Origin of the sequence: Pseudovibrio sp. JE062, from assembly GCF_000156235.1 — a bacterium.
GTDB lineage: Bacteria > Pseudomonadota > Alphaproteobacteria > Rhizobiales > Stappiaceae > Pseudovibrio.
The window spans coordinates 258,897-267,137 of record NZ_DS996805.1 but is presented as its reverse complement, the minus strand read 5'-3'; the positions used below and the strand labels follow the sequence as shown (position 1 = coordinate 267,137).

Here is an 8,241-nt window from a genome sequence, read left to right as displayed (position 1 = left end):
TTGGTCTGTGTACCGAGGTGACGCTCGAACACTTCACCGTAGTTACCAACTGCTTTGATAGCTACGAGAGCGAAGTCGTTACCCAGACCAACGGATGCACCCATTTCGCCGGAAGCACCAAGCAGACGCAGTACTTCTGGGTCTTTGGAGTTCGCAGCCATTTCGTCTGCATTCGCAGCGGTGATGCCTTTTTCTTCAGCAATCTTCAGCGCGTTTAGAACCCAGCGGCCAATGTCTGCCCACTGATCGTCGCCATGACGGACAAGCGGACCGAGTGGCTCTTTGGAGATGATTTCAGGCAGAACGATGTGGTCGTCTGCGTTCTCGAAAGTCGCGCGGGAAGCAGCCAGACCGGAAGCATCGGTGGTGTACACGTCACAAGCATCTGCAAGGTAGTTTGCACGACCTTCAGTGTTTGTCTCGATGGACAGTGGCTCGTAAGACATGCCTTCAGCTGTGAAGTAGTCAGACAGGTTCAGCTCTGTAGTTGTACCGGTCTGGATACAAACGGTTGCACCGTCCAGCTCTTTAGCAGAAGCAACGCCGAGAGACTTCTTCACCATGAAGCCCTGACCGTCGTAGTAGCTCACACCCAGGAAGGTGAACTTCAGGTCAGCGTCACGGGAGAATGTCCAGGTGGTGTTACGGGACAGGATGTCTACCTCACCGGAAGCCAGCGCAGTAAAGCGGGTCTTACCAGTGGTTGGAGAGAACTCAACAGCATCCGCGTCACCCAGAACAGCAGCAGCTACCGCACGGCAGTAGTCAACGTCGAAGCCCTGCCACTTGCCGTTTTCGTCAGTGTAGGAAAAGCCTGCAAGACCAGTAGAAACCGCACAACGCAGTTTGCCGCGCTCTTGCACGTCTTCAAGAGTGCCAGCGGAAGCCGCGGACAAAGAAGTCGCTGCGAACGCTGCACCCAGCGCAACTGGAAGGATCATTTTTTTCATAGAATTGGAGCCTCTTTTTTTGTCCAATTTTAAAATTCATCACCGGAAGTAGCAGGCTGTTCCCTTTCTCCTAGGAAAACATCCGAAACAAACACGTCAGCGCGTGCCCTTAAAGCCCCCCTATTGGCTTCAACCACTCCTCATCAAGCATTCGATGATATTTCTCTAAAAACGTCAAGAGGTTTTTATTAATAAGTTAGTCTACGAGGTGATATTCATCAACGATTGCAAAGTTTCTATGCAAATTATATCTCAAATGCATGCGATTTAACCATTAATCAAAATCGAGAAATATAGTTATGTATACGCATACAAACAAATTAATCCAAACAATACTGAAATAGAGAGGAAATATTACTTAGATTACAAGCGCAATGAAAAAACTAACCTTGAAAACTGAGCGCAAATTCGGAGCAATTTTCTTCAAAAATACGTATTTCACACTAACCTTTACAATCAATATGCACAAATAATACGCAATTTTACGAAAAACCCACGAGGAAGTCTATCTTCCCCATGGGCAAATAGCGTTCAGCAATTTAATTGCATTCTGGTTGCATTTATTGCGGATAAATCGCCTAGAAATTCGGATCCTGGCGTTTTTCCTTGTAGATAAGCCATAGATTTCGGAAATAAATGATCAATCCGAGGCCTTGTCCCGCAATAAAAACAGGATCCTTCTTGACGATAGCGTAAGTCAGAAGCAGCGATCCGCCCCCGATGGAGAAGAACCAAAAGGCCACCGGGACGATGGAACGTCCCACCCGCTCAGAGGCAATCCATTGGATCATAAAGCGCATCATAAACATGAACTGCGCCACGAACCCCCAAAGAACCCAAAAGTCCCACTGGGCTACAAAGACGTCGTAAACCCACTCATAAAGACCAGCCAGCATCAATGTGCCTCCTTCGCTGGAGACTTGTCCGACTCAGTCACCATCACCACTTCAGGAATGACTTTCCGACGACGGCGCAACCACCACACGCCAAAGAGATCCAACACGCCCACCAACGCCCGATCAAAGATCCCATATTTGGAAACACCGTGCTCTCGCTCCCGGTCCACCACATCCACATGAACCACGTCATATCCTTCGCGGATCACAAGAGCTGGCAGGAAACGGTGCCAGCTGTCGAAATATGGGAGCTTTAAGAACACATCGCGGCGAAGCAGCTTCAGACCACACCCACTGTCACGTGTATTGTCTTTCAGAATCGCCCCACGCAGCTTGTTGGCTGCTTTAGATGCATAGCGCTTGAAAACACTGGCCTTGCGACCCAGCCGCTGGCCAGCAGCAAGCCCCACACGCTCACCACCCTTTTCCATCGCGGCAAGCATCTCGCGGTAGTAGATAGGATTGTTCTGCCCGTCCCCATCAATCGTAGCCACATAAGTGCCACGCGCATGAAGCAACCCGGTACGAACAGAACAACTCTGCCCACCAGACCGCTTATGATGGATCACCCGTAAATAGCCGTTTTTCTCCGCATACTGTTGAAGCACATCAAGACTATCATCAGTCGACCCATCATCAACAACGATCGCCTCAAACCGATACTCTTTCAGAGCCTCAGCAATCTCATCCAAAAGCGGAGGAAGATTATCTCTCTCATTCTTCGCAGGGATAACGACGCTTACGTCGATTTTCTGTACAGCAATATCGTCGTTCATTTATTTTTTCCCGTTCGGCCCAGCATCTACCCAAGCTCAACAAGGAAAACCTGAAGAGTACCTAGGATACCTCAGAGCTATGATGCACACCCGCTGCTCGCGTATTACCTGTATTACTAAGCGCACGCAACCACCCGGAGCTGAAGACATTTGTCAGCGTAGGCAACAACTCACCCTGACTTGAATATCTGAACCCCAAGCGTCTACGCGCCATCCATCGAGCACTCAGATACGAAAAGACTCCTCCGACCACAAGTCCAGCAGCCACGTCACTGGGGTAATGTGCACCGACAATAATTCGGCTCACCGCAATCCAACTCCCAACGACAACAATAAACCACCGATATTTGGGCGCTAACAAAGCCAAAGCGACGATCAATGCGCCTGCAGTTGTCGAGTGACCACTTGGAAGACTCGAAAGCTTTGCTTGCCACGCAAATGGCTCAAAAGCTAACGGCCCCATTTCATCAAACAACGATGGCCGGGCACGTCCAATGTTCCATTTAAGAGCAATAGCAAGCAATCCACTCGCTGCTACAACAAAGAACAGAAAGCTTGCGTAGACAGAAAGTGATGACATGATCATTTTTCTACGAAATGAGTTAGCCTGCCAGTCTCGAAAGATCACTGCTAAAATCCATAGGCCTGTCGGGATAAGTACCCAGTCTGACTTGCCCGCATCTGTAACCACATCGAAAACACTATGATAAGCATCAGGCAATCTCCGAGCCCAAATGGGACTGCTATGATCCAGAAAAACCATTGCAACTCCGCACAGCGCGATAAGCAATGCAGCCACATTCTGTGGTTTTAGTATTGATGGCAGATCTGGAATAGCAATATGCTTACGTTTCCGGCGATTGCTTAAGATCACACGAAAAGAGTGAATATGATTTCGCGCGTTGCCACCAGCAACCTGCATTAAAGCGCGCAGCCGATGGAAGCCAGACTGCCTAGTCTGTTCACCTTCCTCACGACTGCCTTCAGTTTCTGTCTGCCGCTCTTCCCACTCAGCATCGACAGCATCACGGTTCAGATCAGCCTGTTGTTCGTTTCTCTGTTTTCCCCGTACAGGGCGCTCTAAAGTGTCTATGGAGCCGTCATCAATCATTGCGCCGCCCCACCCGCAGAAAAAATATGTACCAGCAATGTTTTACCGCCATTGATATTCAGGCCAGATACACTTGATACCTCTGAAGTCTTCATCCCCAACCGAAGAGCTTCTGCATCAAACCGATCCAGCTGCCGTCCTTCCACCAGCACAATTCTGCAAATCCCGGAGGACGTGCCCGTCTCCTGCCCTCCATTTGCCAGAAAACGTGCTGCAGCTTCTGCGCCGAGTAGCTTTGTTTGCGTGCCCTGCAAAAATACGAAGCTGGGCTCATAGAAACCTGCTGTAGCAATCTCTTTCCGCTCACACCCCGGAAGCTGATCAACCGCTTCCACCAGACGGGAGGAAATCCAGATTGTAGACAATGCCGGGCCTGAAAATGCCCAGAAGCCAACGAACATCAGCACTGCGGAAACACTTGCACTCGGCAATGCAGAAACAAGCTTTCCTTCAAACAACTTAGATGTGGCTGATAACGCAGCAATGACAGCCAGCCCACACAGCACAACACCGGGCGGAGACGGCCATAGATCAAGCAGCAAAGGTCCGACAACAACGGCAATCGCGATGCCCAGCGGCACCAGCAAAAACAAAGCAGCAGAAGCAAATCGCCAGCCAACACCGGCACTCGCTGCTCTATCTGTCATCATCACGCCTGCCACCAACAACGCCAGAACAGGCATCATGGGCAAGGTGTAATGAGGCAGCTTTGTTGAAACCAATTCAAACACGACCCACGACGGGATCAGCCAACACAACAAGAATCTATAACAAAATTTATTCAATTCTTGCCTAATCCCCTTGAAAGTCACAAGGAGAAAAGAAGGGATTGGCCAAAAAATAATGAAGCTGATTAACAGATGAGTCAGCGGTGGAGCCCCATGAGACTCCCGTCCGGTCCCCACCTTGCCCCATAGATCTCCACCTAAAGCATCTCTGAAGAAGGCACCGTCAGTCTCAATGTAGATAGCCACCAACCACGGCGAGACCAGTGCAAGGAACAGCAGCAAGCCCATAATCGGCGCCAACCCTCGAAGCCAAAAAACCTTTCGCTGCCAGAGGCATAAAGACAGAACCGTCAACCCGCTAACCATGAGAATGATCGGCCCCTTGATCAGGGTGCCCAGCGCCAGTCCTAACCAGAAAAGCAAAGCCGAAGACCACACGGCTGGTCGTTGCTGAGCAAGCCATATCCGCGCCAACGCACCTTGCGAGAGCATCACACAGGCCAACAGTACTGCGTCCGTTTTCGCTAAATGTGCTTCAATATTTAAGATGAGAGCCAGAGCGACCAGCAACGCCGCGATAAAACTCTCCTGTTCCCTGAAAAAGGCACGTGCTGTCCAGTAACTCAGCAAGACTGCGGCTATCGCCCCAAGAACGGAGGGTACTCGATAAACCCAGATTGGTGCGGTCTCTCCATATCCCAGAAGCTGCGCCACACCCACCTGAGCCCAATAGATGCCTATGGGCTTCTTGTTGCGCGCAAGCTCCTGAAAATGAATGGATACATAATTGCCTGTTTCCATCATTTGCTTGGAGGCCTGCGCAAATCGGGGCTCATCACGATCCAGAGGCGGAACAGACGTCAGACCTGGCAGATAAAGGCATAAACACACAACCAGCAAAACAAAGGGTGCCAGCCAGTCACGCCCAACAACGCGAAGCCACCATGTTGTTGGCTCGGACGGCCCAGCTTCGTTCCCATCCATGGGTACTGCAAGATTCATTTGCGCAGACATAACCGCCCTGCTGCCCTCCACGCTCTCGGGAAAAACGGAGCTAAGAGCAAATTGCTCCCCCGAAACAATAAGCAGCACATCATCTGGAACCCATTCCCCAAAACTCCTCACTCAATACTTGCACCATCCAAATGCTTGGACTGTACCGTTGGTTTGGAAGCTGAAGGTCACCTGAAACGCAGGCTCTCAGCCTCTTCGAATTGGCCGAGACCAAATGAAACTGGGAATTACGTGGATTAATCCTGGGCAGTACAGTTTCGGCCCAAATTCCGCCCTAAAATAAAATCGACTAATCGGGCATTTCGGGAAAAGCGCGTGACATTGGAATTTAAGGGAACTGCAGCCCTGCTGTTGGCTGCAATGCTGTCTGGCTGTGCAAGTCTGGGCATTGATAGTGCAGAAGACGTTGAGCTGCAGCACATCGCAATCAACAAGCAGGAAGCTCTGCGCCAGACAAACGCTTGGCGCGCCAAACACGCCCTACCCCCAATCAAGCTAGATCCGCATCTCACGGAAGTTTCGCAGGACATGGCTGACCACATCGCCAGTCTGGATTCACTGAAGACACGGCGCCATTCCTCCTCCAGCCTGCTCAGCCGTACCCTGACCAACGGCTACAAATCCTATGCAGGAGCTGAGAACCTTGGCGCTGGCTACGCCAACATTTCTGCGGCAATGACCGGATGGAAGACCTCCCCGGACCACAACAAGAACCTGCTCAACAAGCACGTCACCCACATGGGCATTGCCCGCACCAACAGGACAGACGGCACCTACAGGAACTTCTGGGTGATGACACTGGCTGCTCCTCAGAAACCCGTCACGGCGACAGGCTTTACAACAGTCTCACTACCGTTCCCTGTTCAATAGAGACCCGCAAACAGGAACTGCGCGGGGGATTTTTCTCCGCCCTTCCTTTACGCAAGTGCTGTTAGCACCCATATTCAGATCTCTACCGCCTATTCCTGCACGAGGCATCCTTCCCGCAGGCATTTGCGACCATTTATGAATGACAGCTGTTTGGCTCTTTCTGCATTTCAGGAAGAGTAAAACGCTTTTACGTTTCATCGGAGATTGAATATGAGCGAGACCGCAAAGGTTCTTCTGCAAGATTGGAAAACCCCGTTTGGACTTCCGCCGTTCTCACAGATCAAGCCGGAAGACTTTGAGGGTGCTTTTGAAGAAGCCTTTAAGGCAGGCGAAGACCACATCAATCGCATTGCTCAAAATCCTGAAGAACCGACATTTGAAAACACCATTGCAGCTCTGGAGCTGGCAGAAGAAGCCCTAGAGCAAGTCGCAAGCGTGTTCTTTAACCTCTCCTCGGCTGATACCAACGAAACTCTGCAACAAGTTGAGCGCAGCGTTTCTCCTAAACTGGCAGCTTATAACACCAAAAAACTCCTCAATCCGGCCCTCTTTAAGCGCGTCGAAACTCTGATGGCGAAGAAAGACGCACTCAGCCTGACACCTGAGCAGGACCGTGTGCTGGAGCGTTACTATTCCATCTTCCACCGCGCTGGTGCTGGCCTTGATGAGACCGGTAAGTCCCGCATTGCGGAGATTAATGAACGCCTCGCCACGCTGGGCACCAGCTTTGCGCAGAACGTTCTGGCAGACGAAGCCTCCTACAAGCTGGTTCTGGAGAATGAAAGCGATCTGGAAGGCCTGCCAGAGTTTCTCGTCAAAGCCGCCAGTGCTGCAGCTGAAGAGCGCGGTGAGCCGGGCAAGTACGCCATCACCCTCTCCCGTTCCTCCATTGAGCCATTCCTGCAATTCTCCAAACGCCGTGACCTGCGCGAAGAAGCCTTCAACGCATGGGCAAAGCGCGGTGACAACGCTGGCGAGACCAACAACTCAGCTATCGTGCGCGAAACCGTGCAGCTGCGGAATGAAAAGGCCAAGCTCCTGGGCTTTGAAAGCTTTGCGGCCTTCAAGCTTGATGATGTGATGGCCAAGACCACCGGCGCAGTCGACGACTTGCTGACCAACGTCTGGGGCCCGGCCAAAGCACGCGCACTGGAAGAAGCAGCAGACCTTCAGGACATGGCACAGTCCGAAGGCGACAACATCGAAATCGCTCCATGGGACTGGCGCTACTACTCTGAGAAAGTACGCAGCGCAAAACATGATCTGGATGAAGCGGAAATCAAACCGTACTTCCAGTTGGATCAGATGATCGATGCGGCTTTCTACACCGCAACCCGCCTGTTTGGTCTCACCTTTAAGGAACTGCAGGGACAGGATGTTTATCATCCCGATGTGCGTGTCTTTGAAGTCTTTGATAAAAACGGCGGCCATCTCGGCATCTTTATCGGCGACTACTTTGCCCGTGCCTCCAAGCGTTCCGGCGCATGGATGAGTGCATTCCGTTCTCAGCAGAAGCTGAAAGACGACATCCGTCCGATCATCGTCAACGTGATGAATTTCTCAAAAGCACCGGAAGGCGAACAAACCCTTCTGACCTTTGACGATGCACGCACGCTGTTCCACGAGTTTGGTCATGGCCTCCACGGCCTCATGTCCAACGTCACCCACCCGCTTGTGTCTGGCACCAGCGTGGCCCGCGACTTTGTAGAACTGCCATCCCAGCTCTTCGAACACTGGCTTGACCAGCCGGAGATCCTGAAGAAGTACGCCCGCCACTATCAGACTGGCGAAGTCATTCCGGAAGAGCTTCTGGAACGCCTGCTGGCAGCAGCAAACTTCAATCAGGGCTTTGCAACTGTCGAATATCTGGCAACTGCGATTGTTGACATGGCGATC

Annotated in this window: 7 protein-coding genes; 2 read left to right on the top strand and 5 right to left on the bottom strand. The window is 51.4% G+C overall.

Going from position 1 to position 8,241, the window contains the following annotated elements; translation table 11 throughout:
• The 5 genes from PJE062_RS01215 to PJE062_RS01195 form a co-directional block, all read right to left on the bottom strand.
• Nucleotides 1-950: amino acid ABC transporter substrate-binding protein (locus PJE062_RS01215; protein ID WP_037035950.1), on the bottom strand; the 950-nt coding region annotated here is incomplete at its 3' end.
• A 578-nt stretch (nucleotides 951-1,528) separates the two neighbouring features.
• Nucleotides 1,529-1,846 carry a lipid-A-disaccharide synthase N-terminal domain-containing protein gene (locus tag PJE062_RS01210; RefSeq protein ID WP_008546501.1) on the bottom strand — a complete coding sequence of 106 codons (318 nt, stop codon included), beginning with the start codon at nucleotides 1,844-1,846 and terminating at the stop codon, nucleotides 1,529-1,531.
• Nucleotides 1,846-2,622 (bottom strand): glycosyltransferase family 2 protein, encoded by a 777-nt coding sequence (locus PJE062_RS01205; protein ID WP_008546759.1) that lies wholly within the window; start codon nucleotides 2,620-2,622, stop codon nucleotides 1,846-1,848. Before PJE062_RS01205 ends, PJE062_RS01210 begins: the two co-directional genes overlap by 1 nt.
• Nucleotides 2,623-2,683: 61 nt before the next feature.
• A complete protein-coding gene (locus PJE062_RS01200) occupies nucleotides 2,684-3,733 on the bottom strand; it encodes a phosphatase PAP2 family protein (protein ID WP_008547041.1) in 1,050 nt (349 codons plus the stop codon).
• Nucleotides 3,730-5,265 (bottom strand): glycosyltransferase family 39 protein, encoded by a 1,536-nt coding sequence (locus PJE062_RS01195; RefSeq protein ID WP_208982093.1) that lies wholly within the window; start codon nucleotides 5,263-5,265, stop codon nucleotides 3,730-3,732. The genes PJE062_RS01200 and PJE062_RS01195 overlap by 4 nt, the downstream gene beginning before the upstream one ends.
• Before the next feature lie 525 nt (nucleotides 5,266-5,790).
• Between PJE062_RS01195 and PJE062_RS01190 the strand changes: the two genes are divergently transcribed.
• The gene (locus PJE062_RS01190; protein WP_208982092.1) at nucleotides 5,791-6,345 is read left to right on the top strand and encodes a CAP domain-containing protein; all 555 of its coding nucleotides are present in this window, start codon (nucleotides 5,791-5,793) and stop codon (nucleotides 6,343-6,345) included.
• A 210-nt stretch (nucleotides 6,346-6,555) separates the two neighbouring features.
• A partial coding sequence (locus tag PJE062_RS01185) for a M3 family metallopeptidase (protein WP_037035771.1) occupies nucleotides 6,556-8,241 on the top strand: 1,686 nt, incomplete at its 3' end.